At 73.3% G+C, this 26,127-nt stretch carries 25 protein-coding genes; 14 read left to right on the top strand and 11 right to left on the bottom strand.

The window, feature by feature from the left end; translation table 11 throughout:
• Positions 1-46: 46 nt before the first annotated feature.
• Together ACZ7L0_RS25170 and ACZ7L0_RS25175 are read right to left on the bottom strand one after the other, a co-directional pair.
• Complete coding sequence (locus tag ACZ7L0_RS25170; protein WP_471244788.1) at positions 47-1,264, bottom strand: acetyl-CoA C-acetyltransferase; 1,218 nt, start codon at positions 1,262-1,264, stop codon at positions 47-49.
• Between the two features lie 120 nt (positions 1,265-1,384).
• Positions 1,385-2,425: an SGNH/GDSL hydrolase family protein gene (locus ACZ7L0_RS25175; RefSeq protein WP_471244789.1), complete on the bottom strand. Its 1,041-nt coding sequence runs from the start codon at positions 2,423-2,425 to the stop codon at positions 1,385-1,387.
• Positions 2,426-2,586: 161 nt separating this feature from the next.
• Between ACZ7L0_RS25175 and ACZ7L0_RS25180 the strand changes: the two genes are divergently transcribed.
• Positions 2,587-3,978, top strand: coding sequence for a cystathionine beta-synthase (locus ACZ7L0_RS25180; RefSeq protein ID WP_471244790.1), 1,392 nt, complete (start codon positions 2,587-2,589; stop codon positions 3,976-3,978).
• 342 nt (positions 3,979-4,320) lie between these two features.
• Here ACZ7L0_RS25180 and ACZ7L0_RS25185 read toward each other — a convergent pair whose 3' ends face one another.
• The gene (locus tag ACZ7L0_RS25185) at positions 4,321-5,151 is read right to left on the bottom strand and encodes a helix-turn-helix transcriptional regulator (protein ID WP_471244791.1); all 831 of its coding nucleotides are present in this window, start codon (positions 5,149-5,151) and stop codon (positions 4,321-4,323) included.
• 146 nt (positions 5,152-5,297) lie between these two features.
• Here ACZ7L0_RS25185 and ACZ7L0_RS25190 point away from each other — a divergent pair, with 146 nt between their 5' ends.
• The gene (locus ACZ7L0_RS25190; protein WP_471244792.1) at positions 5,298-6,059 is read left to right on the top strand and encodes an SDR family oxidoreductase; all 762 of its coding nucleotides are present in this window, start codon (positions 5,298-5,300) and stop codon (positions 6,057-6,059) included.
• 6 nt (positions 6,060-6,065) lie between these two features.
• Here ACZ7L0_RS25190 and ACZ7L0_RS25195 read toward each other — a convergent pair whose 3' ends face one another.
• On the bottom strand, positions 6,066-6,494 hold the full coding sequence (locus ACZ7L0_RS25195; RefSeq protein ID WP_471244793.1) for a hypothetical protein: 429 nt from the start codon (positions 6,492-6,494) through the stop codon (positions 6,066-6,068).
• A 155-nt stretch (positions 6,495-6,649) separates the two neighbouring features.
• On the opposite strand from ACZ7L0_RS25195, the gene ACZ7L0_RS25200 reads away from it, so the two are divergent.
• Both ACZ7L0_RS25200 and ACZ7L0_RS25205 read left to right on the top strand, forming a co-directional pair.
• Positions 6,650-7,492 carry a MurR/RpiR family transcriptional regulator gene (locus tag ACZ7L0_RS25200; protein ID WP_471244794.1) on the top strand — a complete coding sequence of 281 codons (843 nt, stop codon included), beginning with the start codon at positions 6,650-6,652 and terminating at the stop codon, positions 7,490-7,492.
• Positions 7,493-7,580: 88 nt separating this feature from the next.
• Positions 7,581-8,165: a hypothetical protein gene (locus ACZ7L0_RS25205; RefSeq protein ID WP_471244795.1), complete on the top strand. Its 585-nt coding sequence runs from the start codon at positions 7,581-7,583 to the stop codon at positions 8,163-8,165.
• Positions 8,166-8,184: 19 nt separating this feature from the next.
• Here ACZ7L0_RS25205 and ACZ7L0_RS25210 read toward each other — a convergent pair whose 3' ends face one another.
• The 5 genes from ACZ7L0_RS25210 to ACZ7L0_RS25230 form a co-directional block, all read right to left on the bottom strand.
• Positions 8,185-8,559 carry a roadblock/LC7 domain-containing protein gene (locus ACZ7L0_RS25210; protein WP_471244796.1) on the bottom strand — a complete coding sequence of 125 codons (375 nt, stop codon included), beginning with the start codon at positions 8,557-8,559 and terminating at the stop codon, positions 8,185-8,187.
• A gap of 16 nt (positions 8,560-8,575) precedes the next feature.
• On the bottom strand, positions 8,576-9,070 hold the full coding sequence (locus ACZ7L0_RS25215; RefSeq protein WP_471244797.1) for a roadblock/LC7 domain-containing protein: 495 nt from the start codon (positions 9,068-9,070) through the stop codon (positions 8,576-8,578).
• 31 nt (positions 9,071-9,101) lie between these two features.
• On the bottom strand, positions 9,102-9,923 hold the full coding sequence (locus tag ACZ7L0_RS25220; protein WP_471244798.1) for a transcriptional regulator: 822 nt from the start codon (positions 9,921-9,923) through the stop codon (positions 9,102-9,104).
• Positions 9,920-10,324, bottom strand: a complete 405-nt coding sequence (locus ACZ7L0_RS25225) for a hypothetical protein (RefSeq protein ID WP_471244799.1) — start codon at positions 10,322-10,324, stop codon at positions 9,920-9,922. The genes ACZ7L0_RS25220 and ACZ7L0_RS25225 overlap by 4 nt, the downstream gene beginning before the upstream one ends.
• A gap of 171 nt (positions 10,325-10,495) precedes the next feature.
• Positions 10,496-11,869: a type III PLP-dependent enzyme domain-containing protein gene (locus ACZ7L0_RS25230; RefSeq protein WP_471244800.1), complete on the bottom strand. Its 1,374-nt coding sequence runs from the start codon at positions 11,867-11,869 to the stop codon at positions 10,496-10,498.
• Positions 11,870-12,019: 150 nt separating this feature from the next.
• Here ACZ7L0_RS25230 and hutU point away from each other — a divergent pair, with 150 nt between their 5' ends.
• Genes hutU through hutI form a run of 4 tightly spaced genes read left to right on the top strand, consistent with a single transcriptional unit; the run spans position 12,020 to position 17,452 of the window.
• On the top strand, positions 12,020-13,684 hold the full coding sequence (gene hutU, locus ACZ7L0_RS25235) for a urocanate hydratase (RefSeq protein ID WP_471244801.1): 1,665 nt from the start codon (positions 12,020-12,022) through the stop codon (positions 13,682-13,684).
• Positions 13,681-14,898 carry an allantoate amidohydrolase gene (locus ACZ7L0_RS25240; protein WP_471244802.1) on the top strand — a complete coding sequence of 406 codons (1,218 nt, stop codon included), beginning with the start codon at positions 13,681-13,683 and terminating at the stop codon, positions 14,896-14,898. The genes hutU and ACZ7L0_RS25240 overlap by 4 nt, the downstream gene beginning before the upstream one ends.
• Complete coding sequence (locus ACZ7L0_RS25245; RefSeq protein ID WP_471244803.1) at positions 14,895-16,244, top strand: formimidoylglutamate deiminase; 1,350 nt, start codon at positions 14,895-14,897, stop codon at positions 16,242-16,244. The genes ACZ7L0_RS25240 and ACZ7L0_RS25245 overlap by 4 nt, the downstream gene beginning before the upstream one ends.
• 35 nt (positions 16,245-16,279) lie before the next feature.
• Entirely contained in the window at positions 16,280-17,452 is a 1,173-nt protein-coding gene (hutI, locus tag ACZ7L0_RS25250) for an imidazolonepropionase (RefSeq protein ID WP_471244804.1), read from the top strand.
• Positions 17,453-17,467: 15 nt separating this feature from the next.
• Here hutI and ACZ7L0_RS25255 read toward each other — a convergent pair whose 3' ends face one another.
• Positions 17,468-19,006: a ricin-type beta-trefoil lectin domain protein gene (locus ACZ7L0_RS25255; protein ID WP_471244805.1), complete on the bottom strand. Its 1,539-nt coding sequence runs from the start codon at positions 19,004-19,006 to the stop codon at positions 17,468-17,470.
• A gap of 168 nt (positions 19,007-19,174) precedes the next feature.
• On the bottom strand, positions 19,175-20,059 hold the full coding sequence (locus tag ACZ7L0_RS25260) for an RNA polymerase sigma factor SigF (protein WP_471244806.1): 885 nt from the start codon (positions 20,057-20,059) through the stop codon (positions 19,175-19,177).
• A 281-nt stretch (positions 20,060-20,340) separates the two neighbouring features.
• Here ACZ7L0_RS25260 and ACZ7L0_RS25265 point away from each other — a divergent pair, with 281 nt between their 5' ends.
• The 6 genes from ACZ7L0_RS25265 (at position 20,341) to ACZ7L0_RS25290 (ending at position 26,094) form a co-directional block, all read left to right on the top strand.
• The gene (locus ACZ7L0_RS25265; RefSeq protein WP_471244807.1) at positions 20,341-20,718 is read left to right on the top strand and encodes an STAS domain-containing protein; all 378 of its coding nucleotides are present in this window, start codon (positions 20,341-20,343) and stop codon (positions 20,716-20,718) included.
• Positions 20,719-21,052: 334 nt separating this feature from the next.
• Positions 21,053-21,610, top strand: coding sequence for an ATP-binding protein (locus tag ACZ7L0_RS25270; RefSeq protein WP_471244808.1), 558 nt, complete (start codon positions 21,053-21,055; stop codon positions 21,608-21,610).
• Positions 21,611-22,099: 489 nt separating this feature from the next.
• Positions 22,100-22,804, top strand: coding sequence for an LPXTG cell wall anchor domain-containing protein (locus ACZ7L0_RS25275; RefSeq protein ID WP_471244809.1), 705 nt, complete (start codon positions 22,100-22,102; stop codon positions 22,802-22,804).
• Positions 22,805-22,832: 28 nt separating this feature from the next.
• A complete protein-coding gene (locus tag ACZ7L0_RS25280; RefSeq protein ID WP_471244810.1) occupies positions 22,833-23,684 on the top strand; it encodes a COG1470 family protein in 852 nt (283 codons plus the stop codon).
• Positions 23,681-24,754: a hypothetical protein gene (locus ACZ7L0_RS25285; RefSeq protein ID WP_471244811.1), complete on the top strand. Its 1,074-nt coding sequence runs from the start codon at positions 23,681-23,683 to the stop codon at positions 24,752-24,754. The genes ACZ7L0_RS25280 and ACZ7L0_RS25285 overlap by 4 nt, the downstream gene beginning before the upstream one ends.
• Before the next feature lie 86 nt (positions 24,755-24,840).
• Complete coding sequence (locus ACZ7L0_RS25290; protein ID WP_471244864.1) at positions 24,841-26,094, top strand: hypothetical protein; 1,254 nt, start codon at positions 24,841-24,843, stop codon at positions 26,092-26,094.
• The last annotated feature ends 33 nt before the right edge of the window (positions 26,095-26,127 follow it).

Genomic DNA, 26,127 nt, shown 5'->3' on the forward strand with positions numbered 1-26,127 from the left:
CGCGGCGGTTACCGTACGGGAACCCGTGCGGGACCTCGTTCAAAACTCAGCTGAGGCGCTCGATGACCATGGCCATGCCCTGGCCGCCGCCGACGCACATCGTCTCCAGGCCGAACTGCTTGTCGTGGAACTGGAGGGAGTTGATGAGCGTGCCGGTGATGCGGGCGCCGGTCATGCCGAAGGGGTGGCCGACCGCGATGGCGCCGCCGTTGACGTTCAGCTTGTCGAGGTCGATGCCCAGGTCGCGGTAGGAGGGGATCACCTGGGCGGCGAAGGCCTCGTTGATCTCGACCAGGTCGATGTCGTCGATGGTGAGACCGGCGCGGCGCAGGGCCTGCTGCGAGGCCTCGACCGGGCCGAGGCCCATGATCTCCGGAGAGAGGCCGGAGACGCCGGTGGAGACGATGCGGGCGAGCGGGGTCAGGCCGAGCTCGCGGGCCTTGGTGTCGGACATGATGACGAGCGCGGCGGCGCCGTCGTTCAGCGGGCAGCAGTTGGCGGCGGTGACCAGGCCGTCCGGGCGGAAGACGGGCTTGAGGCCCTGCACGCCCTCCAGGGTGACGCCGGCGCGCGGGCCGTCGTCCTTGCTGACGACCGTGCCGTCGGGCAGGGTCACCGGGGTGATCTCCCGCTCCCAGAAGCCGTTCTTGATGGCTTCCTCGGCGAGGTTCTGCGAGCGGACGCCGAACTCGTCCATCTCCTGGCGGGTCACGCCCTTCCAGCGGGCGAGGTTCTCCGCCGTCTGCCCCATCGTGATGTAGGCGTCGGGGATCAGGCCGTCCTCGCGCGGGTCGTGCCAGGTGGTGCCCTCCTGCGTGGCGACGGCGGCCGTACGGCCCTCGGCCTCGGCGAACAGCGGGTTGTGGGTGCCCGGCATGTCGGAGGTGCCGTTGGCGTAGCGGGAGACCATCTCGACACCGGCCGAGATGAAGACGTCGCCCTCACCGGCCTTGATGGCGTGCAGGGCCATGCGGCTCGTCTGGAGCGAGGAGGAACAGTAGCGGGTGACCGTGCAGCCGGGCAGGTGGTCCATGCCCATCTGCACGGCGACGATCCGGCCGAGGTTGTGGCCCTGCTCGCCGCCGGGGAGGCCGCAGCCGAGCATCAGGTCGTCGATGTCCCTCGGGTCCAGCTCGGGAACCTTGGCGAGCGCCGCCTGGACGATCGTCGCGGCCAGGTCGTCCGGGCGCAGGTCCTTGAGGGAGCCCTTGCCGGCGCGGCCGATGGGGGAGCGGGCGGTCGAGACGATGACGGCTTCGGGCATCACGGCTCCATTGGCGTACGGGGAAGTTGGGTGGGCTCCTTGGGAAGTTACCCGTACGTATGGCCAGGGTCACTGGTGTCACGGTGTGACCCTGGCCGCACTTTCTAAGCGCTTGCTTTGTCAGCTGGGCGGTGTCGAAGGCGTGGGCTCGGAGACCGGCGCCGGCTCCGGCACCCTCCTCCGGCGCCTGCGCTTCAGCAGCGCCCACGGTCCCCGGGGCCCGGTGGGCATGGCCGCCGTGACCTCCGTACCGGCCTCGGACGCGGCCTCCGCCGCCGCGCGGGCCACCGGCAGGAACCCCTCGCGCCGGGAGACGTCCGGACGCTCCTCCTCCGCCGGCCACAGGCCCAGGGCGGCGCAGACCGTCGGCAGGACCGCCATCGCGGCCGTGGCGTAACCCTCGGCGGAGGGGTGGTAGTTGTCGGGGCCGAACAGCTCGCGCGGATTGGCGGCGAACTCGGGGCCCAGCAGGTCGCCCAGGGACACCGTCCGGCCGCCCTGCTCGACCGCCCCGATCGTCTGGGCCGCCGCCAGCTGCCGGGAGGCGCGGCGGGCCAGCCAGCGCAGCGGCTGCTGCACCGGCTCGATGGTGCCGAGATCAGGGCAGGTGCCGACCACCACCTCGGCTCCGGCCGTGCGCAGCCGCCGTACCGCCGCCGACAGATGACGGACCGAGCGGGTCGGGGGCATGCGGCGCGTCACGTCGTTCGCGCCGATCATGATCACGCAGATGTCGGGGACGGTGGAGGGGTCGGCGAGGACCAGGGACACCTGGCGGTCCAGGTCGTCCGACTGTGCCCCGGGAAGAGCGACGTTGCGCAGCTGCACCGGGCGCTCCGCCACCGCCGACAGGCCGGAGGCGAGCAGCGCGCCCGGCGTCTGGCCCGCCCGGTGCACGCCCTGGCCCGCCGCTGTGGAGTCGCCCAGCATGGTCAGGCGGAGCGGGGGTTCGCCGGGGATGTCGTACGCGCCCCCGTACAAGCCGTCGGCCACCGGCACCCGGCCGCCTCTCGGGCCGTTTCCCACGTGCCGTCTGGCCATCCGCAGCTCGGCCAGCACCACACCGACGGCGGCCGCGCCGACCAGCCCGACCCCACCGCCGCCGTAAGCCGCGCCGGCCGCGATCCGCCTGGCCACCCTCGCCCTCGACATGCTCGTCATGCGTCGCCGCCACCTCCTCGTACCCGTACACCCACTCCTTGCCCCGTACAGGCCGTCGCCCAATCTCCACGCGGAGTGAACGCCCACCGCACCGGGACTCAGGGCCGTAGGCTGACGGAACCAATCCCGAACACATCTTTTGCAAGCAACCGGAGACAACGGTGCGATTCCACGACTCGATGATCAGCCTCGTCGGCAACACCCCGCTGCTGAGGCTCAACAGCGTGACCAAGGGCATCCAGGCGACCGTCCTGGCCAAGGTGGAGTACTTCAACCCGGGCGGTTCCGTGAAGGACCGCATCGCCCTGCGCATGATCGAGGCCGCCGAGCAGAGCGGGGAGCTCAAGCCGGGCGGCACGATCGTCGAGCCGACCAGCGGGAACACCGGCGTCGGTCTGGCCATCGTGGCCCAGCAGAAGGGGTACAAGTGCATCTTCGTGTGCCCCGACAAGGTGAGCACCGACAAGATCAACGTGCTGCGGGCGTACGGGGCCGAGGTCGTCGTCTGCCCGACCGCCGTGGCCCCCGAGCACCCGGACTCGTACTACAACGTCTCCGACCGGCTGGTGCGCGAGACGCCCGGCGCCTGGAAGCCCGACCAGTACTCCAACCCCAACAACCCGCTCTCGCACTATCACTCGACCGGCCCCGAGCTGTGGGAGCAGACCGAGGGGCGGATCACCCACTTCGTGGCGGGCGTCGGCACCGGCGGCACCATCTCCGGCACCGGCCGCTATCTGAAGGAGGCCAGCGACGGCAGGGTCCAGGTGATCGGCGCCGACCCCGAGGGCTCGGTGTACTCCGGCGGCTCCGGACGGCCGTACCTGGTCGAGGGCGTCGGTGAGGACTTCTGGCCGACCGCCTACGACCGGACCGTCGCCGACGAGATCGTCGCCGTCTCCGACAAGGACTCCTTCCAGATGACCCGGCGCCTCGCCAAGGAGGAGGGCCTGCTGGTCGGCGGCTCCTGCGGCATGGCCGTCGTGGCGGCTCTGGAGGTCGCCGAGCGGCTCGGCCCGGACGACGTCGTGGTGGTCCTCCTGCCCGACAGCGGGCGCGGCTACCTCAGCAAGATCTTCAACGACGAGTGGATGGCCGACTACGGCTTCCTCGAGGACGAGGGTCCCAGCGCCCGCGTCGCCGACGTCCTCCAGGACAAGGCGGGCGCCACCATCCCGTCCCTGGTCCACATGCACCCGGACGAGACCGTCGGCCAGGCCATCGAGGTGCTGCGCGAGTACGGCGTCTCGCAGATGCCGGTCGTCAAGCCGGGCGCCGGTCACCCGGACGTGATGGCCGCCGAGGTCGTCGGGTCGGTCGTGGAGCGGGAGTTGCTCGACGCGCTGTTCAACAAGCGGGCCTCGCTGGAGGATCCGCTGGAGAAGCACATGTGCGCCCCGCTGCCCCAGGTCGGCTCCGGCGAGCCGGTCGAGGACCTGATGTCCGTGCTCGGTTCGGCGGACGCGGCGATCGTCCTCGTCGAGGGCAAGCCGACCGGTGTGGTCAGCCGGCAGGACCTGCTGGCCTTCCTGGCCAAGGGCGGGAAGCAGTAGCGAACGTCCGGTGAACGGCCGGTATCCGCGCGGAACTTGCGGTGTCCTACCGGAGTGGTGGACTTCGCGGAAGTGGTACGAGCGCGTCACGTGCGCGCAGCACCCGCTTAACACGCGTCCGGCACAGTAGTGGGTGTCGGCAGGGCGGGAGCGGCTCCCCGCCCCGGCCGGCGCCGAACGGCGCCAAGGACCTCCGGAGCGGCTCCCGGACCTCCATGGACGCCACGGACGCGTAAGCCCGGCCCTGACCCGGCCCGCGTCCCTCGCGGGGACCGCCGTCGTCCCGCCCCCCGGCAACGGGGGTGCGGCGGTCCCCGCGCATACCTTTGGCGGCCCGCTGTCTCAGCGGGCGGGGCTCGACTCCCAACTGCCCAGCAGCGCAAGGCGTTCGGCTGTCTCCGAGCCCGGCTCCGGGGTGTACACCACGAGGGTCTGCTCCGGGTCCGCCGGGACGGTCAGGGCCTCGTACGGGAGGGTCAGCAGACCCACCACCGGGTGCCGGATCTTCTTCACGCCGTACGCGCACTCCGCGACCTGATGGTCGGCCCACAGGCGCCGGAAGTCCTCGCTTTTCAGGGAGAGTTCACCGACCAGGGCGCACAGCTCGGGGTCGTCGGCGTGCAGGCCCGCGTTCAGGCGCAGGTAGGCCACCGTCTGCGCGGCCACCGCGGACCACTCCGGGTAGACGTCCCGGCCCGCGGGGTCCAGGAAGACATGACGGGGGATGTTCCGCTCGCCCGGGGCCATGCGGCTGAAGCCGTTCACCGCGTCGCCGAGGGCGTTCCAGGCCAGGACGTCCATGCGGCGGCCGATGACGAAGGCCGGGCTGCGCTCCATGCCGTCCAGCAGCAGCTGCACGCCGGGGCGCACGCGGGGCGCCGGCGCACGCCTGCTCGCCTTCTGCCGTGGGCGGGCCACCGTCCGCAGGTACTCGTGCTCGGTCTCGTCCATCCGCAGCACCCGCGCCACCGCGTCCAGCACCGCGTCCGAGACGCTCGTCCCGCGGCCCTGTTCCAGCCGGATGTAGTAGTCGACGCTCACCCCGGCCAGCTGCGCCACCTCCTCGCGGCGCAGCCCCGGCACACGGCGCCGGCCGTACGAGGGCAGCCCCACCTCCTCGGGCTGGATGCGGGCGCGGCGTGAGCGAAGGAAGTCTCCGAGGTCCCCGTCCATGGGTTCGATCGTAGGGGAACGGCCGGCCCCGATCCTGGTACTGGCAGACCCAGGAAAGACGCATCCCTGGGTACGGCCGGGACGGCGGCGCAGGGTGGTGAGTGCCGCCGGGGAGACGCCCCGGCCGCGAACCGAGGGAGCCACCCATGTCGTACGAGAACCTTTCCGGCCGTACCGCCGTCGTCACGGGCGCCGCCAGCGGGATCGGCGAGGCCGTCGCCGTGCTGCTCGCGGCCCGGGGCGCCCGGGTGGCGCTGCTCGCCCGGCGCGGGGAGCGGCTGGAGGAGATCGCCGCGAAGATCCGGGCCGACGGCGGGCAGGCACTGGCGGTCGTCGCCGACGTCACCGACGACGCGTCCGTGGGCGCCGCCAAGGAGCGGATCCAGCAGGAGTACGGGCCCGTCGACCTGGTCGTCAACAACGCGGGCGTCATGCTGCCGAACCCGGTCGGCGACGGCCGCATCGACGAGTGGCAGCGGATGCTCGACACCAATGTGACCGGGGTGCTGCGGGTGATCCGCGCCTTCACCGACGACCTGGTGGGGGCCGCCGACGAGGGCCGCACCGCCGACCTGGTGAACATCTCCTCCATCGGCGCCCACATCACGTTCCCCAACTACGCGGTGTACGGGGCGACCAAGGCCGCCGTCACCTATCTCTCCCAGTCGCTGCGCACCGAGTTCGGGCCGCGCGACGTACGCGTCACCAACATCGAGCCGGGGCTGACGGAGACCGAGCTCGCCACGCACGTGGACAGCGCGGAGCTTTCCGGGCAGCTGGACGGCATGCTCGAGGCGATCGGCGCTCTGACGTCCGAGGAGGTCGCGGACGTCATCGCCTACGCGGTCGGCCGCCCCCGGCACGTCAACCTCCGCCAGATCATGGTGCTGCCGACCCGGCAGGCCTGAGCGGGGTCACTCCCCGTCGCCGTCCTGGGAGGACATACGGCGCCGTCCCCGGAACAGGTCGGGGGTGCGCGCCGCCTGCACCAGGTTGACGCCGACGATGCCCGCCCACGCGGTCAGCAGGCCCGGCAGATGGGCGACGCCGCCGATCGCGGACAGCGGGATCGCCAGCACCAGCGAGACGATGCCGAAGCCGAAGCGCTCGCCCCAGGAGTCGCCGGTATCCGGACTCCGGCCGCCCCGGGCGGCCCGGAGCTGCCGCTCGGCCAGCTGCCGGCGCACCCGGCGCTCGACCGCGCCGTCGATGCGCTGGTCCACCTTCTCCAGGAACGAGTCGACCAGCGCGGACTCGTACTCCTCGCCCAGTTCCCCGCGCGCCCGCAGCGTGGCGTCGAGTTCCTTCTTCAGATCGGCGTCCCGCGCCTCGATCTGAGTCATGCGGGCCACGTTAGGCAGCGGGGGCGCCCGCCCGCACTGGGGACAGCCCCCCTCTCGACGGGGGGATCGCCGGGCGGATACCGCGTAACCGCTTGCTGGGCTGCATATGCTCATGCAGAATCCTCAGCTACTGAATAGGTGAGGGGGAGCGCGTCATGAGCGTGACCGACAGTCCTGCCACCCGGTTGCAGGCGCTCTTCGAGGGGCACCGGCTCACGCCGACCCAGCGGCGCATCGCGCACAGCATGGTCCGGCGGGCCGCCGACGTGCCGTTCCTGTCCAGCGTGGAGCTGGCCGAACTGGCCGGGGTCAGCCAGCCCTCCGTGACCCGCTTCGCGGTCGCCCTCGGCTTCGACGGCTACCCGGCCCTGCGCAGGCACCTGCGCGAGGTCGTCCCCGCCGAACCGGCGGCGGGCTCGGCGTCGTACAACGAGTACCAGCAGGCCGTGGAGGCCGAGATCGAGAACCTGAGGCATCTCGCGGAGCTGCTGGCCGACCCGCGCCCCGTGCGGAAGGCCGGCCGGATCCTCGCCGCCTCGCGCCCCCTGCCGGTCCTCGGGCTGCGCGCCGCCGCCTCCCAGGCCTACGGCTTCGCCTACTTCGCCGCCAAGGTCCACCCGGACGTCCGGCTGCTCAACGAGGGCGGCACGATGATCCACGACCGCATCGACGCGGCCGTCCGGGCCGGCGCCTCCGCCCTGCTGTGCTTCGCGCTGCCCCGGCATCCGCGCGAAGTCGTCGACACCCTCGTCTACGCCCAGGAGGCCGGCCTGACCGTGGTCACGGTCGCCGACTCGGCGTTCGCGCCGGTCGCCAAGGCCTCCGACCTGCTGCTGCCGGCCGCCGTCGGCACCGGGCTCGCCTTCGACACCGCGTGCGCGCCGATGCTGCTGGGGCGGGTGCTGCTGGAGGCCATGTGCGACGACCTGCCGGACGCCCAGGCGCGGCTGGAGGAGTTCGACGCGAAGGCGGCGGCCCGGGGGCTGTTCGTCGAGTGATCCGGCGCGCTCTTAAGACTCGTCTCACGTTGGCCGGTTAACGTGCCTGCGCACAGGCGCACGGATCGACGTGACACGGGAGGGTGACGTGGCGCGCGGAGGACAGGGACTGGCGCGGGTGGCCGTCGTCGTACGGGCGGGGGCCGCGCCGCTGTGGTGGCTCGGGGTGTTCGCGGCGGGCATCGGGGTGCTGCCGCCCGGGGTGACAGGACGCCGGATCGGCGTCCTGGCCGGGGCCGCGCTCTTCGTCATCGGTACGGCCGTGGTGGCCTGCGCCCACCGCCGGCGCTATGCCGCCCTCACCCACGGTGTCGCCCGCGCGGGCAAGCACGATGTGCTCCAGGACCGCGCGGTGACCGTGCGCAACTGGCGCCGGGGTCACCGCTGGTGGCTGCTGCTGGCCTTCGCCGCCGCGCTGGGCAGCTCCTTCGCGGTGCCCGCGGCCGGCGGCCTGCTGCTGGCCGGGGCCGGCACCGGGCTGCGGCTGAAGGCGGCCTGGCTGGGCCGGCGCGAGCGGGCCCTGGAGACGCTGCTGTGGGTGCGGGTCGACTGGCTCGGCAAGCGCGGCGGCCGGCCCGCGGGCAAGGCCGTCAGGGCCTACCGCGGTACCGGCATCGCGGCGGGCGACGCGGCCCCCGGCGGGACCCGCCGCCGCACCGCGGCGCTCGTCTGACCCCGGATCGGGGCGTCGCTCAGACCTCCAGCTCCTCCTCGATCCTCTTCAGCTGGTGCCGGGCCATCGCCAGGTTGGCCCGGTTGGCGTCCAGCACCAGGTAGAGGAAGAGGCCGTTGCCGCCGCAGCCCTTGAGCAGCCGGATCAGGTGGTAGGCGTTCGACAGCGTGATCAGGATGTCCTCGATCTCGCCCTTCAGGCCGAGGTGCTCCATGGTGCGCATCTTGGCCCGGATGACGTCGGTGTTCCCGGCGGCGGCCACGTTGAGGTCGAAGCTCTTGCTGCCGCCCATCGTGCCCAGCGCCATACCGCTGGTGTAGTCGACGAGGGCGACGCCGGTGGCGCCCTCGATGGAGGTGAGGGCTTCCTTCAGTGCGGTCTCGGTGTTCGCCATGGTTTCTGGTGTCCTCTCAACTGTCGGTTGCGGTGCGCGCGTCGGTGGCGGCGGCGCGTGGCGTACGCGTGGTTCGGGGGGTTCGTGCGGTGGTGGTCCGGGTGGGTGGCCGGGTGGCCTGGGCGGCGGCCTCGATGGCGTCGACCAGCTCGCCGATCCGGGCCCCGGCCCGGCGGCCCTCCAGGTGCAGCCGGCCGACGTTCACGCGGTCCTGGGCGAGCAGGGTCAGGACGGCGGTGCGGCCGGCCGCGTAGGTGGCGACATAGCCGTGCGCGCCGCGGACCAGCAGCTCCCGGAAGTCGCCCTGGCCGGTGGCGTCCGCGACCCGTACGGCGACCCCGAGCGCTGCCGCGGTGAGCGCCGCCAGGCCCTCCGGGTCGATGCCCGGGGTGTCCTCGGCGACGACGAGACCGTCGACGCCGGCCGCCAGGGCGCCGGTGAGCTGGGGGACGCGGCTGCGCAGCCGGCGCAGTTCGTCCAGGATGGCGTTGATCTCTGGCTCGGCCGCCATCAGCTGTCTCCTCTCGGCGGGTCGGTGCCGTTCAAAGGGCCTCCAGCGCATCCCTGAGCCTCTTCAGCAGCGCGATGTCGGGGTCGGTGACCGGGGGTGGGGGCGGCGGGTGCGCCGGTGGCGCGGGCACCGCCGGGTCCGTCGACACCAGGCCCGCCGCCGCCAGGCGCCGTATGTCCACCAGGGTGTGGAACGCCGGCCGGCCCAGCTCCCGCGCTATGCCCGCCGCCGTGCGGACGCCGTCCACCCGGGCCAGGACCGCCCGCTGGCGGGGCGTGACCGGCGGGGCCGCGACCGGGTCGGCGCGGATCAGCGGCGCGCTGTCGGTCGCCGGGTCCGGCCAGAGGCGGTGCAGCAGCAGACGGCGGCGCAGGGTCTCCCGCTCCAGCGTGGTGACCGGGACCGGGTGCAGGGCGGCCGGGGCGGACACGGGCCCGTAGCGGAAGTGGCCCGGGGTGCTGCTGGGCGCCAGGGCGAAGTACCCGGCGTCGTACACCGCGCCCAGGTGGCACAGCTCCAGCGTGCCCGCCGCCAGCTGCCCGGCGCCGAGCAGCAGACGGGCGGCGCCGGGTGCGTCGCCCGCCCGTTCGGCGGCCTGCCGCCAGGTGGCGGCGGCCAGGGTGCCGTGGGCCGTGAGGAGCAGGTCGAGGCCCGGGGCGAGGGGGCTCTCGGCGTGCACCACGCGGCCCTCGGCGAGGTGCAGCGTGCCGTGCTCGCGGACCAGGACGCCGGTGGCCCGCTCCTCGGCGAGCCGGGTCAGCATCGGTGAGAGGGCGACGCGGTTCCATTCCCGCGGGGCCGCTCTGTCCCGCACGGGCAGCGGGGGCGGCGTAGGTGTCCCGACCATGGTCATCCCAGCACCAGCCGGTCGGCCATCTCGCCGAGCCGGATCCGGGCGAGGGCGAGGTTGCCGTCCGCGCGGGCCAGCCACAGGTGCAGCAGCACGGTGCTGTCGAACGACGTGTCCACGAACCGCAGCAGGTGATAGCTGTCCCGGTTGCTGATGATCAGGTCTTCAAGTGGCGGGTGCTCCCCGCCGGCGTCCCCGGCGGCGTTCCCGGCGGTGGCGAACGCCCCGTGCTCGGCGGCCAGCCGGGCCAGTTCGGCCGCCTCGGCGGCGGTCGTCTCGTGGTCACCGCCGGGGGAGTCCCCGACCGTGCCCAGGGCCAGCCCGCTCGTCCAGTCCACCAGCGCCGCGCCCCGGGCACCGGGCAGGCGCATCGCTTCCAGTAAGCACTCGTCGATTCCGGGCACCGTTGGGCTCCCCTCCCGCCTGGACTCCGGCTGAGTGACGCCGACACTACGCAACGTGTGCGTGGGAGGTGAGGCTTCTGGCATTTTCCAGTGGAACATGCGTCCGGAGGACTAATGTGGGTCAACTTGCCTTGATGTCAGCCCACTTGATCGAGTGAAGGAGGGGGTGCGTCAACGGCTCCCGGAGGCGCCGAGGGTGGTGAGTGCTGTGACGTGCGCCCCTCCGGATTCGGCCACGATCTCGTCCGGCGTCTGCGCCTCGCGCACGGTTGCGAACGCGACGCCTCCCGACCCGTCCGGCGTGAACCCGAAAACCCCCGGTCGCACGAGGGAGTTGTACGCGTAGTGGTGCGCGAAGCAGTACGCGCCGGTGTCCAGCGCCGCCGCGTGGTCCCCCTGCTCCAGCAGCGGCAGCGCGCGCCCCTGGGCGAGCAGGTCGCCCGCGAAGCAGGCCGGCCCGGCGATGTCCTGGACCACCTCCGGCCCCGCCTTCGGCCGCCCCTTCGCGTCGTACGCGGCGATCCTGAGCGGCCACGCCTCCGGCACGTACACCGTCCGCGCCGCCACCTGCACGCCCGCGTGCGTCACCGCCACCCGCCGTCCGCCCGCGCTCTTGGCGTACTCCACCCGGGCCACCACCGTCCCGTGCTTGGCCAGCAGCGACCGCCCGAACTCGGTCACCAGCCCGTACCGCCCGTCGAACAGCCCCGGCACCACCTCGCCCAGCAGCCGTGCGTACTGCGCGTACGTCGGTGTCGTCGCGTCCGAGGCGAAGTTCACCGGCAGCCCGCCGCCGATGTCGAGCGTGTCGACCTGGCGCCGCCCCGCGCGGGCGTTGATCTCCTCGGCGAGCGCGTACGTCTCGGCCACCCCCTGCGCCATCAGCGACAGCGGGATGCCCTGCGACCCGGTGTGCGCGTGCAGCCGGGTCAGCCACGGCCGCTCCAGATACGCCCGTACGACCCACTCCCGGGCACCCTCGTCGCGCAGCGCCACCCCGAACTTCGAGGTCGCCGTCGCCGTCGAGGTCGCCTCGATCGACCCCCCGCCGACCTGCGGGTTGACCCGGATCCCGAGCGGGGAGCGGCTGGGCGCGGCCCGCAGCAGGCCGTCGACGCGCGCCAGCTCCTGCGGGTTGTCCGCGTTGACCGCGATCCCCAGCTCCAGCGCCTCCCGCAGTTCCTCGGGCGTCTTGGCGGGCGAGTCCAGCACCGTCCGCTCCGGCGGCACCCCGGCCGCCCGCGCCAGGGCCAGCTCGCCCGGGCTGGCCACCTCCGCGCCGACGCCCGCCTCGTCCAGCAGCCGCAGCACCGGGACCAGCGGGGTCGCCTTCACCGCGAAGGTGTGCAGCACCGGCGTCCCCGGCGCCGCCACCGCCGCGAACGCCGCGCGCAGCTCCGCGGCCGACTCGCGGATGCCGGTGACGTCCAGCAGCCCCACGACGGGTGTACCGGGGCCGAGCAGCCCCTGCTCCACGGCGGCCCGCACCGCCTCGTCGCGCCGGGCCGCGCGGCCTTCCGCTGTGCTGTCGGTGCCCTGCTGCACGGTTTTCCCGCCTTCGTCGGTGTGCGTACCTGTTCCTCCGGTACTTCAGCCATACACCCATGCGACGCCGACTTGGCGCACCGATGTATTGACTAGCTCTATTCAGGCGGACATGATTTGAATAGACGTAGTAACAGGAGGAGGCAGACCATGTCGGGACCCCGCCCCGTACGAGCCCCGCGCGGTACGGAACTGAGCGCCCTGGGCTGGCAGCAGGAAGCCGCCCTGCGGATGCTGCAGAACAACCTCGACCCCGAGGTCGCCGAGCACCCCGACAAGCTCGTCGTCTACGGCGGCACCGGCAAGGCGGCCCGCGACTGGCGCTCCTTCGACGCCATGGTCCGCACGCTGAGGACCCTGAAGCAGGACGAGACCATGCTCGTCCAGTCCGGCCGCCCCGTCGGCGTCATGCAGACCCACGAGTGGGCCCCGCGCGTCCTCATCGCCAACTCCAACCTCGTCGGCGACTGGGCCAACTGGGAGGAGTTCCGCCGCCTGGAGGCCCTCGGCCTGACCATGTACGGCCAGATGACCGCCGGCTCCTGGATCTACATCGGTACCCAGGGCATCCTCCAGGGCACCTACGAGACCTTCGCCGCCGTCGCCGCGAAGAAGTTCGGCGGCACCCTCGCCGGAACCATCACCCTCACCGCGGGCCTCGGCGGCATGGGCGGCGCCCAGCCCCTCGCGGTGACCATGAACGACGGCGTGGCGATCTGTATCGACTGCGACCCGCGCGCCATCGAGCGCCGTATCGAGCACCGCTACCTCGACGTCAGGGCCGACTCCCTCGACCACGCCCTCCAGCTGGCCACCGAGGCCCGCGACGCCCGCCGCCCGCTTTCCATCGGCGTCCTCGGCAACGCGGCGGAACTGGTCCCGCAGCTGCTCGCGATGAACGCCCCCATCGACATCGTCACCGACCAGACCTCGGCCCACGACCCGCTGTCCTACCTCCCGGTCGGCGTCGCCTTCGAGGACATGGCCGACGCGGCCGCGAAGGACCCGGCCGGCTTCACCACCCGCGCGCGCGAGTCGATGGCCCGGCACGTCGAGGCCATGGTCGGCTTCCAGGACGCCGGCGCCGAGGTCTTCGACTACGGCAACTCCATCCGCGGCGAGGCCCAGCTGGCCGGATACGACCGCGCCTTCGCCTTCCCCGGCTTCGTCCCCGCCTACATCCGCCCCCTCTTCTGCGAGGGCAAGGGCCCCTTCCGCTGGGCGGCCCTGTCCGGCGACCCCGCCGACATCGCCAAGACCGACCGGGCGATCCTCGACCTCTTCCCGGAGAACGAGTCCCTGGCCCGCTGGATCAAGCTGGCCGGCGAACGCGTCCACTTCCAGGGCCTGCCCGCCCGCATCTGCTGGCTCGGCTACGGCGAACGCGACAAGGCCGGCGAGCGCTTCAACGACATGGTGGCCAGCGGGGAGCTGGCGGCGCCCCTGGCCATCGGCCGCGACCACCTCGACTGCGGCTCCGTCGCCTCCCCGTACCGCGAGACGGAGGCCATGCTCGACGGCTCCGACGCGATCGCCGACTGGCCGCTGCTGAACGCCATGGTCAACGTGGCCTCCGGCGCGTCCTGGGTGTCCATCCACCACGGTGGCGGCGTCGGCATGGGCCGGTCCATCCACGCCGGTCAGGTGACCGTCGCCGACGGCACGAAGCTCGGCGGCGAGAAGATCCGCCGGGTGCTCACCAACGACCCGGGCATGGGTGTCATCCGGCACGTGGACGCGGGGTACGACAGCGCGGAGTCGGTGGCGAGCGAGCGGGGCGTGCGGGTGCCCATGCGCGAGGGTGACCAGGCGTGACCTTCCACAGCATGTGGGCGGAGCTGCTGCCGATCGGCCGCAGCTCCGCCTCCGGCGGCTACCGTCGCTACGCCTGGACGGGAGCCGACGCCGACTGCCGCGCCTGGTTCAAGGAGCAGGCGGAGGCGCGGGGGCTGACGTACGAGGTCGACCGCAACGGCAACCAGTGGGCCTGGTTCGGTGACCCCGCCCAGGGGGACGCCGTCGTCACGGGCTCGCACCTGGACTCCGTGCCGGACGGAGGGGCCTTCGACGGGCCCCTCGGGGTCGTGTCCTCCTTCGCCGCCCTGGACGAACTGCGCGGGAGGGGAGCGCGGTTCACCAGGCCCCTCGCCATCGTCAACTTCGGCGACGAGGAGGGCGCCCGGTTCGGGCTCGCCTGCGTCGGGTCGCGGCTCACCGCCGGACAGCTCACCGCCGAGCAGGCCCACCGGCTGACCGACGGCGACGGGATCACGCTGCCCCGGGCCATGGAGGCCGCCGGATACGACCCCGACGCCATCGGAGCGGACCCGGAACGGCTCGCCCGGATCGGCGCGTTCGTGGAACTGCACGTCGAGCAGGGCCGGGCCCTGGACCTGTCCGGCGACCGGATCGGCATCGCCAGCGCCATCTGGCCGCACGGACGCTGGCGGTTCGACTTCCGGGGCGAGGCCAACCACGCCGGCACCACCCGGCTGGCGGACCGCCGTGACCCGATGCTGTCGTACGCCGAGACAGTGCTCGCCGCCCGCCGGGAGGCCGCACTCGCCGGCGCCGTCGCCACCTTCGGCAAGATCGCCGTGGAGCCCAACGGCGTCAACGCCATCCCCTCCCTGGTGCGCGGCTGGCTCGACTCCCGCGCCGCCGACCAGGAGACCCTCGACACCGTGGTCACGGGGGTGGAGAAGGCCGCCCGCGAGTACGCCGCCGCGCACGGCGTCGACCTCGACGTCGTCCGCGAGTCCTTCACGCCGGTCGTCGAGTTCGACCACGCCCTGCGCGACGAACTCGCCCGCGTCCTCGGCCGGGACACCGACTTGCGGGTGCCCGTGCTGGGTACCGGCGCCGGACACGACGCCGGAATCCTCTCCGGGAGCATCCCGACCGCCATGCTGTTCGTGCGCAACCCCACCGGCGTCTCGCACTCCCCGGCCGAGTTCGCCGCCGAGGACGACTGCACGGCCGGGGTGACCGCGCTCGCCGACGTACTGGAAGGGCTGGCCTGCAGGTGACGACGACTCAGCCGACGCGGACGTACTGGCTGGAGCACGCCTGGCTCGACACCCATGTCGAGCCGGGGGTGCTGGTGGAGGTGGCCGACGGCCGGATCGCGGCCGTCCGCACGCGGACCCCCGCCCCGCCCCCGGGCGCCGAGATCCTCCGGGGCCTGACCCTGCCGGGGCTCGCCAACGCCCACAGCCACGCCTTCCACCGCGCCCTGCGCGGCACCGTCCAGGTCGGCTCCGGCACCTTCTGGACCTGGCGCGAGGTGATGTACTCCTTCGCCGACCGGCTGACCCCGCAGACCTACCACGCCCTCGCCCGCGCCGTGTACGCCGAGATGGCGCTGGCGGGTGTCACCGCCGTCGGCGAGTTCCACTACGTGCACCACGCGCCCGGCGGCACCCCGTACGCCGACCCGAACGCGATGGGCGAAGCCCTGATCGAGGCCGCCGCCGAAGCCGGCATCCGCATCACCCTCCTCGACACCGCCTACCTGTCCTCCGGCTTCGGACAGCCTCCCAACACCCACCAGCTCCGCTTCTCCGACCGAACGGCCGAGGCCTGGGCCGAACGCTGTTCAGTTCTCAAGGAGCGGGATCACGCACGGATCGGGGCGGCCATCCACTCCGTACGGGCCGTGCCCGCAGAGCAGTTGGCGACAGTGGCACGCTGGGCTCGGGAGCGGCGGGCCCCGCTGCACGTGCACCTGTCGGAGCAGACCGCCGAGAACGACGCCTGCCTGCGGACCCACGGGTGCACCCCCACCCGGCTGCTCGCCGACCACGGCGTCCTCGGGCCGCGCACCACCGGCGTGCACAACACCCACCTCACGGACGAGGACATCGCCCTGATCGGCGGCTCGGGCACCGGCACCTGCATGTGCCCGACGACGGAACGCGACCTCGCGGACGGCATCGGCCCGGCCGTGGCCCTCCAGCGCGCGGGCTCCCCCCTCTCCGTCGGCTCCGACAGCCACGCCGTCATCGACCTGCTGGAAGAGGCGCGCGCGATGGAGCTGAACGAGCGGCTGCGCACCCGCGCCCGCGGGCACTGGACGGCCGCGGCACTGCTGCGCGCGGCTTCGGCGAACGGTCACGCGGCCCTGGGCTGGGACGACGCGGGCCGTCTGGAGGCAGGCGCACTCGCCGACTTCACGACGATCGCCCTCGACTCGGTCAGGACAGCGGGACCGCTGCCCAGGCTCGGTGCCGAGACGGCCGTATTCGCCGCGACGGCGGCGGACGTACGCCACACGGTCGTCGCGGGGCGCCATGTCGTACGAGACGGCGCGCACACCCTCGTACCCGATGTGCCGTCGGCGCTGGCAGACGCGATCGAAGCCCTGCGCGGCTGAGCAGACGCCGAACCCCCATCACCCCTGAGGACGCCATGAGCAGCACCGCCATCACCAACATCGCCACGCTGGTCACCAACGACCCCTCCCTCGGTGACGGATCCCCTCTCGGTCTGATCCAGGACGCGGCCGTCGTCATCGACGGCGACCGTGTCGCGTGGACCGGTGAATCCAGCAAAGCACCCGCCACTGACAATCGGGTCGACGCCGCCGGCCGGGCGGTGCTGCCGGGCTTCGTCGACTCCCACTCGCACCTCGTCTTCGCGGGCGACCGCACCGCCGAGTTCAACGCCCGCATGTCCGGCCGCCCCTACAGCGCCGGCGGCATCCGCACCACGGTCGCCGCCACCCGCGCCGCCACCGACGGGGAACTGGAGGCCAACCTCACCCGCTTCCTCGCCGAGGCACTCCGCCAGGGCACCACCACCTTCGAGACCAAGTCCGGCTACGGCCTGACGGTCGAGGACGAGTCCCGCGCCCTGCGCCTCGCCGCCCGCCACACCGACGAGGTCACCTACCTCGGCGCCCACATCGTCTCCCCGGACTACGCCGACGACCCGGCCGCCTATGTCGCCCTGGTCACCGGCGAGATGCTCGACGCCTGCGCCCCGCACGCCCGCTGGATCGACGTCTTCTGCGAGAAGGGCGCCTTCGACGGCGACCAGGCCCGCGCCATCCTCACGGCGGGCAAGGCGAAGGGCCTGCACCCCCGCGTCCACGCCAACCAGCTCTCCTACGGCCCCGGCGTCCAGCTCGCCGTCGAACTCGACGCGGCCAGCGCCGACCACTGCACCCACCTCACGGACGCGGACGTCGACGCCCTCGCGAACAGCCGTACGGTCGCCACCCTGCTGCCCGGCGCCGAGTTCTCCACCCGCGCCGAATGGCCCGACGCCCGCCGCCTCCTGGACGCCGGCGTCACGGTCGCCCTCTCCACCGACTGCAACCCCGGCTCGTCCTTCACCTCCTCGGTGCCCTTCTGCGTCGCCCTCGCCGTACGGGACATGCGCATGACCCCCGACGAGGCGGTCTGGTCCGCGACGGCGGGCGGTGCGGCGGCCCTCCGCCGCACCGACATCGGCCGCCTCACCCCCGGCGCCTGCGCCGACCTGACCCTCCTGGACGCCCCGAGCCACGTACACCTGGCCTACCGGCCGGGGGTGCCGCTGGTCGCCGGGGTCTGGCGGCGCGGCGCACGCGTGCTCTGACCGGGCGCCGCCGCCTCAGACGGCCCCCGCCCGCCACCGCTGCCCCGTCCCCCCGGTCAGCGGCTCCAGTGCCAGCCGACCGCCGCCGTCCGGGGTGAGCGCGGTCTCGATCGCGATCGCCGGGCGGATCACCCCGTCGGTGTCCACGGTGAAGCGCAGGTTCCGGCCGTGGTCGCCGTCGACCGAGTCGCAGTCCCAGATGCCGACGCCCTTGTCGACGGAGCCGCGGCTGTCGAGGCAGTAGCCGGGGTTCGCGGAGGACTGCACGACACCGCGGGCGGTGTCGACGCGCCAGCGCTGGGTGGGGGAGGCGGTGCAGGGGGCGGTGACGACGTCGGTGCCGTCATGGAAGTCGCCGGAGACGTCCAGACAGCGGCCCGAGGCGGTGTTAACGACCTGGGCGTAGGAGCCGTCCGGCGCGTGGGCCGCGGGCGTGGGCGAGGGCGTCGGCCGGGGCGAACGGCTCGGGGAGCGCCTCGTGGGGCTCGGGCTTCTCGTGGGCGAGGGGGATCTGGAGGTCGCGGACGGGGACGGCGTCGCCGGGACCGTCGCCGTCACCGTGACCCGCGGTGCGGTCGTGGGGGTGGTGGCGGCGCCCGCCGAGCGCTGGTCCGGGGAGCCCTCCGAGGGCAGCAGGAGGAACAGCAGCGGGACCACGGCGACGCCGAGGGCCGCGGAGGCGAGCAGGAAGCGGCGGGACGAGGGAGGGCGCCGGGCCCCGGAAACGAGAGGGGCGGGGGCGGAGCTCCGCTCCGGGTCGCGCCGGGCCGCGTACGCCGCGCCGGCCCACGGCAGCAGGCCCTCCGCCAGGGCGGCGCGCGGGGTGTCCCGCAGGGCGGTCAGGTCCTCGTGGGCGGCCGTGCAGTGCGGGCAGCGGGCCATGTGGGCGTGCAGATCGACGCTGTGGCGGGGGGTGTCCGAGCGGGCCGACTCCTCGATCAGGCGGCGGAAGTCACCGCAGCGCGGGTCGTCGGAGGCGGCCAGGCGGGATCTCAGACAGGCCTGGGCCATGGCCTGGAGCGCCCGCGGGGTGTCGTACGCCACGTCCTGGAGGGTGAGGCCGAGCAGCGCGGCCGTGCGGTCCTCGGGTTCCCGTTCCACGACGCCGTACCAGAGCAGGCCCTGGTCACGGGCGGGCAGGGTGTGGAAGGCCGCCAGCAGGGGCGGCAGGGGGCCCTCGGGGGCGCCGGTGGTGTTCAGGACCAGGAGCAGGCCGGGGTCGAGGCCCGCCGACCGTTCGTCCCGGGCCCGGGCGGCGGCCAGGCGGGCCGTCAGCAGGAGCAGGTGGTGGCGCAGCGGTACGAGCGGCTCGACGCCGCGTGCCGTCTCCCGGGCCGCCTCGGTGAACGTCTGCGCCGCCAGCTGCCGGGCCGACGACTCGCTCGCCGCGCACAGCCGGGCGTAGCCGAGGACCGACGGCCGGTGACGGCGGCGCAGCTCCTGGAGCGCCGCGTAGGCGGTGGTGGTGTCGGCGCGCAGCAGATCGGTCAGCCGCGCGTCCGGCGTGGCCGTGTGCAGCACCGCGTCGTCGGCCCGGTCGCCGCCCTGAACCATCCTCGCGCCTCCTCGCACCCAGCGCGGCCGCCCGCGACTGCCCCGGCTGTCCTGACGTACCAGCCGGTTTGGAGTGACCAGAGTGACGGAGAAGGGCGCTTGCGAAAAGAGGCAGGCAGGAAGAGGGAGGTGAGGTTTCCCCGGGGCGGCGGAGAAACCTCGCGAACCTCACTCGTCCACGGTCAGCCCCTTGCGCAGCCGTACCAGCGTGCGCGACAGCAGCCGCGACACGTGCATCTGCGAGATGCCGAGTTCGTCGCCGATCTCCGACTGGGTCATGTTGGCCACGAACCGCAGGGAGAGGATCTGCCGGTCGCGGGCCGGGAGTTCGGCGATCAGCGGCTTCAACGACTCGACGTACTCGATGCCTTCGAGCCCGTGGTCCTCGTAGCCGATGCGGTCCGCGAGCGCGCCCTCGGAGTCGTCCTCCACCGGCTGGGCGTCCAGCGAGGAGGCGGTGTACGCGTTCGAGGCGGCCATGCCCTCGATCACCTCGTCGGTGGAGATGCCCAGACGCTCGGCGAGTTCCGCCGGGGTCGGCGCCCGGTCGAGCCGCTGGGCCAGCTCGTCGCCGGCCTTGGCCAGGTCGAGCCGGAGCTCCTGGAGCCGGCGCGGGACGCGCACGGACCACGAGGTGTCACGGAAGAAGCGCTTGATCTCGCCGATGATGGTTGGCATCGCGAACGTGGGGAACTCCACGCCGCGGGAGAGTTCGAAGCGGTCGATCGCCTTGATCAGGCCGATGGTGCCGACCTGGATGATGTCCTCCATCGGCTCACTGCGGGAGCGGAAGCGGGAGGCGGCGAACTTGACCAGGGCGAGGTTGAGTTCGACGAGGGTGTTGCGGACGTACGAGTACTCGTGCGTCCCCTCCTCCAGCGACTCCAGCCGCTCGAAGAGGGTCTTGGAGAGGGCCCGTGCGTCGACGGGGGCGATCTCGTCGTACGGAGGGATCTCGGGGAGCCCTTCGAAGGGATCGATGGGATCCAGTTGTTCCGGTGGGGGTGTCGACGTCGCCGTCCGGGTATGCGATGCGTCGAGCCGGGGTGACATGGGTGTCCTCCATCGTTCTCGGCATAAGGCTGCCGAAGCCGTGCGTGCACTGTCGGAGTGCGGCGCCTCCAAAGCCGGCCGTGTCGGTTACGTGTCCTTACTAGCCCTACCCGCTCAACCAAGGCCATCGCAAGTGCATTCTGAGGGGATATGTCCGTTTGTGTGGGGTTGTTCGGGTGTCGGAGTGCGTATAGAAGGCGTAGTGTTCGAGGGCATCGGCCTGGCCTCGGTCAGGATCAGCAGACAAGAGACAGCAGCCACGACCTCGGGAGAGAGACGGCATGGACCGCGGGACGGTCGGCAGCGCACAGTCGGGCCGGCTTCTGGTGGAGGTGCGGGAAGAGGGTTCCAGCGCCGTAGTGACACCGGCGGGTGAGCTCGATCACCACACCGCCGATCTACTGCGTGAACCCCTCGACGACCTCCTCGACAAGGGATTCTCGCGACTCGTCGTGGACTGCTCGCGGCTGGAGTTCTGCGACTCCACGGGCCTGAACGTGCTGCTCGGCGCGCGATTGCGGGCGGAGGCCGCCGGGGGTGGTGTACATCTGGCCGGGATGCTGCCGGTGGTGGCGCGCGTGTTCGAGATCACAGGGGCGGAGGCGGTCTTCACCGTCCATGCCTCCGTCGAGGCTGCGCTGGCGGACGAGTCGGGCTGAGCCGCGACCCGTCCGCGTTCGGCGCGCCGAACCGGGGGGTGTCGCCCTGGTTCGCCCGGGCAGGAGACATCCTGGACCTGTCGGCCCCGAGGCGTGGGGAAACGCCGTGGAACCGACGAACGGCCCGTGCGCGACGTACGTATCGAAGGGCACCGGAGGATGCGGTGGGCCGCCGGCCGGGGCCGGTGGGTGCGGACGGAAGCCGAAGGAGCCGACCGGAACCGGCCGGAACTTGCCGGTGTCAACCGGCATTGATCGGTGCCGATCGGTAAGCCGTCGGTATGGATCGACACTGAACGACTTCTGAATGGTGAATCGGTGAGGTGAAGCGCTGATGAGCACCACCCGGCCTTGCTCGCCGGGCGACCGCGGCCCGGAGCCCAGCGGCGCTTCCGGGGCGTCCGAGGGGGGTGCGCCGGAGTCCGGCGTGTCCGCGGGGGCAGCGGCCGTGCCGTCCGGGACGGCGGAGGGGGGCCGCCGGGCCCGCCAGGAACGCCGGCTGCGCCTCGACGGCGAGAGCGGTGTCGTCCCGCTCGCCCGCGACTTCACCCGCCAGGCGTTGTACGCGTGGGGCTGGCTGCCCGCCGCGTCCGCCGACCAGCGGGCCGCGGCGGAGGACGTACTGCTGGTCGTCTCCGAGCTGGTCACCAACGCCTGCCTGCACGCCGAGGGACCCGAGGAACTGGTCCTCGCCTGCGACAACAAGGTGATCCGCATAGAGGTCACCGACCGCGGCACCGGCCAGCCCGCCCCGCGCACCCCGCACCGCGCCGGCCGCCCCGGCGGCCACGGCATGTTCATCGTCCAGCGCCTCTGCCTGGACTGGGGCGTCGTCCGCACCCCGGGCGCCTCGGGCAAGACGGTCTGGGCGGAACTGGGCGCCCCGGCGTAGCCGGGCCGCCCCAGCGCTTTGCCGCCGGGGTTTGCGCACACCGCCGACCCGGCGCGCCCCCGGGCCTGCCGCCCGCCGCCGTGTCCGGCGGTCGGCTGTCGCCGCGATCTCGCTGACGCTGGACTTTTCCGGCGCGTGGCGGCTCGCCGTGCCGCCCACCTGCCGCCGCTCGCCCGCCGCCGCCACGACCCGTCGGCCCGCGGTGCTGGGCCGTGCGGCCGAAGGCGACCGACGGCCCCTCCTTCCGGCTCCGCTCCTCGTCCGGTGACCGCCCCTTCCGGCTCCGTCCCTCACCCCCGGCGGCGCCGCCCCGCGTGCTGTCGTGTGCCCCATTCGGCCATCGGTTACCCACGGTCACCCTCTCCACTCGACCCCCTCCGCGCGCACGCCGGATCGTCACAACTCAGGCGTGCGCCGTGTCTTCCTTCCTCGCGACCCCGGGCGTACCTTGACGGCCGATCTGATGTGCCGTCAGGAATGAGGTGGGCCGTGTACCCGAAACGCACCGCCGCGCTCGCGTCCGCCGCGGCCCTGGCCGGCTCGGCGGTGCTGCTGGCCGCCCCGGCGGCCCGTGCCGAGGTCGTCGACGTCAACTACCAGTGCAAGACGCCCATCGGAGACAAGAGCGCCGTCTCGCCGATCGACATCAAGGGCGTCAAGAGCGGCGGCGGCTACAAGATCACCATGTCCTGGCAGAAGGGTGTCTCCTCCAGCCCGGTGGAGCTGGGCAAGGGCGCGATGAACCCGAGCGCCACCGTCGAGCTGGGCGGCGCCGACAGCGGCACCCTCACCGTGACCGGCCCCGCCAACCAGGCCGCGATCCCGGCCAACACCCCCATCAAGATCAGTGACTTGAGCGGCACCTACACCCCGAAGAGGACCGGCAAGGTCACCTTCACCGCGGGCGTGCTCACCATCAAGGCGCTCGGCACGACGACCACGTGCACCCCGAGCAACAGCCCCAAGCCGTCCCTGGCCCTCGACGTCACGGCGAGCGGCGGCTCCGCCTCCACGGCAGGATCCGGATCCGGTTCCTCCGGGTCGCAGAGCGGCTCCGGCTCGGCCGGTCAGCTCCCGCAGACCGGCCCCGAGGACTCCGCGATCGCGCTCGGCACGCTCGGCGGCACCGTCCTCCTCGCGGGCGCCGCGGGCGCGCTGTGGCTGACCCGCCGGAACCAGGCCGTACGCCGCTGAACCCCGGGCTAGACCGCTGGAGCCGCCCATGCCGTCCGCCACCCGCGTCCTGAGCCCGCCGATCCTGGCCCTCCTGACCCTCCTCACCCCGCTCACCACCGCCCCGCCGGCCGCGGCGGCCGGCGGCTGGTCCCTCGCGCCCCTGGGCGGCGACCGCCCGTCCGTCTACGCAGAGGGCGCCCCCGGAGCGGTCCTGCGGGACACGGTGTCGGTGACCAACCGCGGCCGGAAGCCGCTCCGGGTACGGCTGACCGGCACCGGCGTCCCCGTCGCCTTCGCCCAGACCCGCGTGCGCGTCCCCGCCCGCACCCGCGCCGACGTGCCCTTCACGGTGACCGTCCCGGCCGGCACCGCGCCCGGCGACCGCGCCGGCACGATCGCCGCGCGGGACGGCGACGGGCGTACGGCGACGGTGGGCCTGCGCCTGCGGGCCGTCGGGCCGGCGCTGTCCGCGCTGACCGTCGAGCACCTCGCCGTGCACGGCGACCGCATCTCGTACGAGCTGGTCAACCGCGGTACGACGGTCCTCGTACCGCGGCTCGCGGTGCGCGCCGACGGCCTCTTCGGACGGGTCCTGGACCGAGCCCCGCGCACCCTGCCCGTCCGGCTGCCCCCGGGCCGCCGGCTGCGGCTCGACGAACCGTGGCCCGGCCGGCCCGCGCTGGACGCGGTCGACGTACGGCTGACGGTGACCGCCCCGGGCGGGGCGCACGCCACGGCGGGCACGTCGGCACGGTTCGTGCCCCGGGGCGCGGTGATCGGGGCGGCGGGCGCGGTGTCCGTCGCGGTCGCCGCCCTGGGGCTGTGGCGGGGCTGGCGCCGTACGACGCGGGCCGAACTCCGGGCCGGACGGCCCGAGTCGACGGGGGCGACGCGGTGAGCGGCGGAAGACGGATCCCGGCGCTGGTGGCGGTTCTCGCGCTGCTCCTGGCGCCTCTTGCGAGCAGTGCGTCGGCGGCTTCCGGACCGACCGTGCAGGTGTCCAAGTCCCAGGCGGGTACGGGCGGTTCGGTCACCGTCAGCGGCAGCGGCTGGCGCCCGCACGCGCTGCTGATGGTGCTGATCTGCGGGCAGGCCACCCCGTCCCGGGGGGTGATCGGTGGCACCAACTCCTGCGCCAACGCGGACGGCCGGGCGGTCACCACCGACGCCAAGGGCGGCTTCAGCAGGAAGCTGCCGGTCGCCGAACCGCCGGCGCCGTGCCCGTGCGTGGTCCACGTGGCCACCGTCACCGGGGCGAAGGCCGACGCCGACGTGGTCCTGAAGGTCGCCGGGCACCCCGTCGAGCCGCTGCCCGCCGAGTCCTTTGGCGGCCGGCTGTCCCTCCTCAGCGACACCCGGCTCGCCGGGTCCGGCGGGCTGCTCACCTGGTTCGGGGCGCCCCCCTCCCGCACCCTGGTCTTCACCGTCGGCAACGTCGGCCAGGCCGCCATCAAGGATCCCGTCTTCCAGATCGGCACCGCACACGGCGTGTTCGCCCCCCAGTGGGACGAGCAGCAGTGGCGCGGCACCCTCGCGCCGGGGAAGAAGGCGCAGATCAAACTGCCGGTCGAGCTGGCCGCCGGGGCGCACGGCGACTACACCGTCTCCCTGCGGTACCGCGGCAAGGTGCTCGCCGAGCAGCCCTGGGGCGTGGGCCGCCCCTGGGGCGTGACGCTGTTCTGGCTGCTGCTCTGCCTGGTCGTCCCGGCCGCGCTCTTCCGCGCCGGGATGGCGGTGGTCGACCGGATCCGGCCGCGCGGGCCGGGCGGCGGGCGCCGACGCGGGCCACGCCGTACCCCACGGACCCCGCGGCCGCCGGTCTCCCGCACCCCCCAACCGCCGCCCGCCCCTGCCTCGTCCCCCTCGACCCTGCCGTGGTTCACCCCGGACTCCGCTCCGGGCACGGCCGGCGGCCGGCTCTCCGCACCGCACGACGACAGTCCGACGAGTCCTACGACTCCCACCTGAAAGGGACCCACGTGAGCAAGCGAAGGAGAGTGACACCGGCCGACGGGCCCGGCGTGCGGCGAGCGGGCGCGGCGGCTGCCGCGCTGGTGCTCTGCTCGGCCGGCGTGCTGCTCGGCGTGAGCGCCGGGTCCGCCGAGGCCGCCGAGGTCTCGTACGCCACCCACTGCGTGCCGCCCGCGGGCATCGACCCCGTCGACGGCACCACGAAGGTCGAGATCACCGCGCCGGCCACGGCGAAGGTGGGTGACACGGTGGACGTGGTGTGGAAGTTCACGCAGGCCGCGTCGAAGAACCCCGACATCATCGACCTGCCCGCGAACTCGGTCCAGCCCTCCGGCACCCTCAAGGCGGCCGGTGCGCAGAGCGCCGACATCGCGATGCAGGGCCCGCGCGAGAACCCGGCGATCCCCAAGGGCGGCGCCATGGTGCTGTCCGACATGAAGGGCACGCTGAAGCTGACCACGGCCGGTGAGGTGAGGCTGACGCCGGACGCGTACACCGTCAACGCCATGTCGACGGACACCAAGTGCACACCGACCGAGACGGTGCGGCCCGCGGCGACGATCCAGGTGACGGCGGGCGGCGGAACCGGCACCGGCACGCCCACCAACACCGCCAGCCCCACCAAGACGCCGACCGCGACGCCGACGAGGACGAGCACGCCGACCGGCACCGGCAGCCCGAGCGACGGCACCGGGCAGACCGACTTCACCGGCAAGGAGGTGCGGGTGCCGTACGCGTGCAAGACGCCCATCGGCGACAAGAACGCGACCTCGCCGGTGCAGATCAACGCCAAGAAGGACGGCGGGAGCTTCGGCCTCACCGTGCAGTTCAAGAAGTCGGTGATGGACAGTCCGGCCGACATCCCCAAGGGCTCGGTGAAGCCGTCGATGGAGGTGGTCCTCGGCGGCGCGGACAAGGGCACGGTGCACGTGGAGGGCCCGACGAACGCCTCCGACATCAAGTCCGGTGACCCGATCGCGATCCCGGACCTGACGGGCACCTACAAGCCGGGCGCCGGCGGCGAGTCGACCCTGTCCCCGGGCGTGCTGACCATCAACGCCCTCGGTACGACGACGACCTGCACCCCGACCAGGACGGAGGTCTCCCTCACCCTCGACACCACCGAGCAGGCCAGCGGCGCGTCCGGGGGCTCCTCGACCTCCGGCGGCACCTCCTCCGGCGGCTCCGCCTCCGGTAGCGGCGGCGACAGCGGCGGCCTGGCCGACACCGGCTCCGGCGACCACGGCGCCCTCAAGGCCCTCGGCCTGGTCGCGGGCACGGCGATCCTGCTGGGCGGCGCGGTGTTCACGTTCCTGCCGGGGCGGCGCACCCGCTGAAACGACCGGAGGGCCACCGCACCCCGTCACCGG

Source organism: Streptomyces sp. NPDC039424 (assembly GCF_055639495.1).

Bases quoted from the DNA above. Each gene is read 5' to 3' on its own strand.
- ACZ7L0_RS25270 (WP_471244808.1), top strand. From the start codon at position 21,053: ATGAGCACCACCCGGCCTTGCTCGCCGGGCGACCGCGGCCCGGAGCCC.
- ACZ7L0_RS25185 (WP_471244791.1), bottom strand. From the start codon at position 5,151: ATGGACGGGGACCTCGGAGACTTCCTTCGCTCACGCCGCGCCCGCATC.
- ACZ7L0_RS25265 (WP_471244807.1), top strand. From the start codon at position 20,341: ATGGACCGCGGGACGGTCGGCAGCGCACAGTCGGGCCGGCTTCTGGTG.
- ACZ7L0_RS25195 (WP_471244793.1), bottom strand. From the start codon at position 6,494: ATGACTCAGATCGAGGCGCGGGACGCCGATCTGAAGAAGGAACTCGAC.
- ACZ7L0_RS25200 (WP_471244794.1), top strand. From the start codon at position 6,650: ATGAGCGTGACCGACAGTCCTGCCACCCGGTTGCAGGCGCTCTTCGAG.
- ACZ7L0_RS25170 (WP_471244788.1), bottom strand. From the start codon at position 1,264: ATGCCCGAAGCCGTCATCGTCTCGACCGCCCGCTCCCCCATCGGCCGC.
- ACZ7L0_RS25260 (WP_471244806.1), bottom strand. From the start codon at position 20,059: ATGTCACCCCGGCTCGACGCATCGCATACCCGGACGGCGACGTCGACA.
- ACZ7L0_RS25190 (WP_471244792.1), top strand. From the start codon at position 5,298: ATGTCGTACGAGAACCTTTCCGGCCGTACCGCCGTCGTCACGGGCGCC.
- ACZ7L0_RS25175 (WP_471244789.1), bottom strand. From the start codon at position 2,425: ATGACGAGCATGTCGAGGGCGAGGGTGGCCAGGCGGATCGCGGCCGGC.
- ACZ7L0_RS25215 (WP_471244797.1), bottom strand. From the start codon at position 9,070: ATGGCGGCCGAGCCAGAGATCAACGCCATCCTGGACGAACTGCGCCGG.
- hutI (WP_471244804.1), top strand. From the start codon at position 16,280: ATGAGCAGCACCGCCATCACCAACATCGCCACGCTGGTCACCAACGAC.
- ACZ7L0_RS25255 (WP_471244805.1), bottom strand. From the start codon at position 19,006: ATGGTTCAGGGCGGCGACCGGGCCGACGACGCGGTGCTGCACACGGCC.
- hutU (WP_471244801.1), top strand. From the start codon at position 12,020: ATGTCGGGACCCCGCCCCGTACGAGCCCCGCGCGGTACGGAACTGAGC.
- ACZ7L0_RS25220 (WP_471244798.1), bottom strand. From the start codon at position 9,923: ATGACCATGGTCGGGACACCTACGCCGCCCCCGCTGCCCGTGCGGGAC.
- ACZ7L0_RS25280 (WP_471244810.1), top strand. From the start codon at position 22,833: ATGCCGTCCGCCACCCGCGTCCTGAGCCCGCCGATCCTGGCCCTCCTG.
- ACZ7L0_RS25210 (WP_471244796.1), bottom strand. From the start codon at position 8,559: ATGGCGAACACCGAGACCGCACTGAAGGAAGCCCTCACCTCCATCGAG.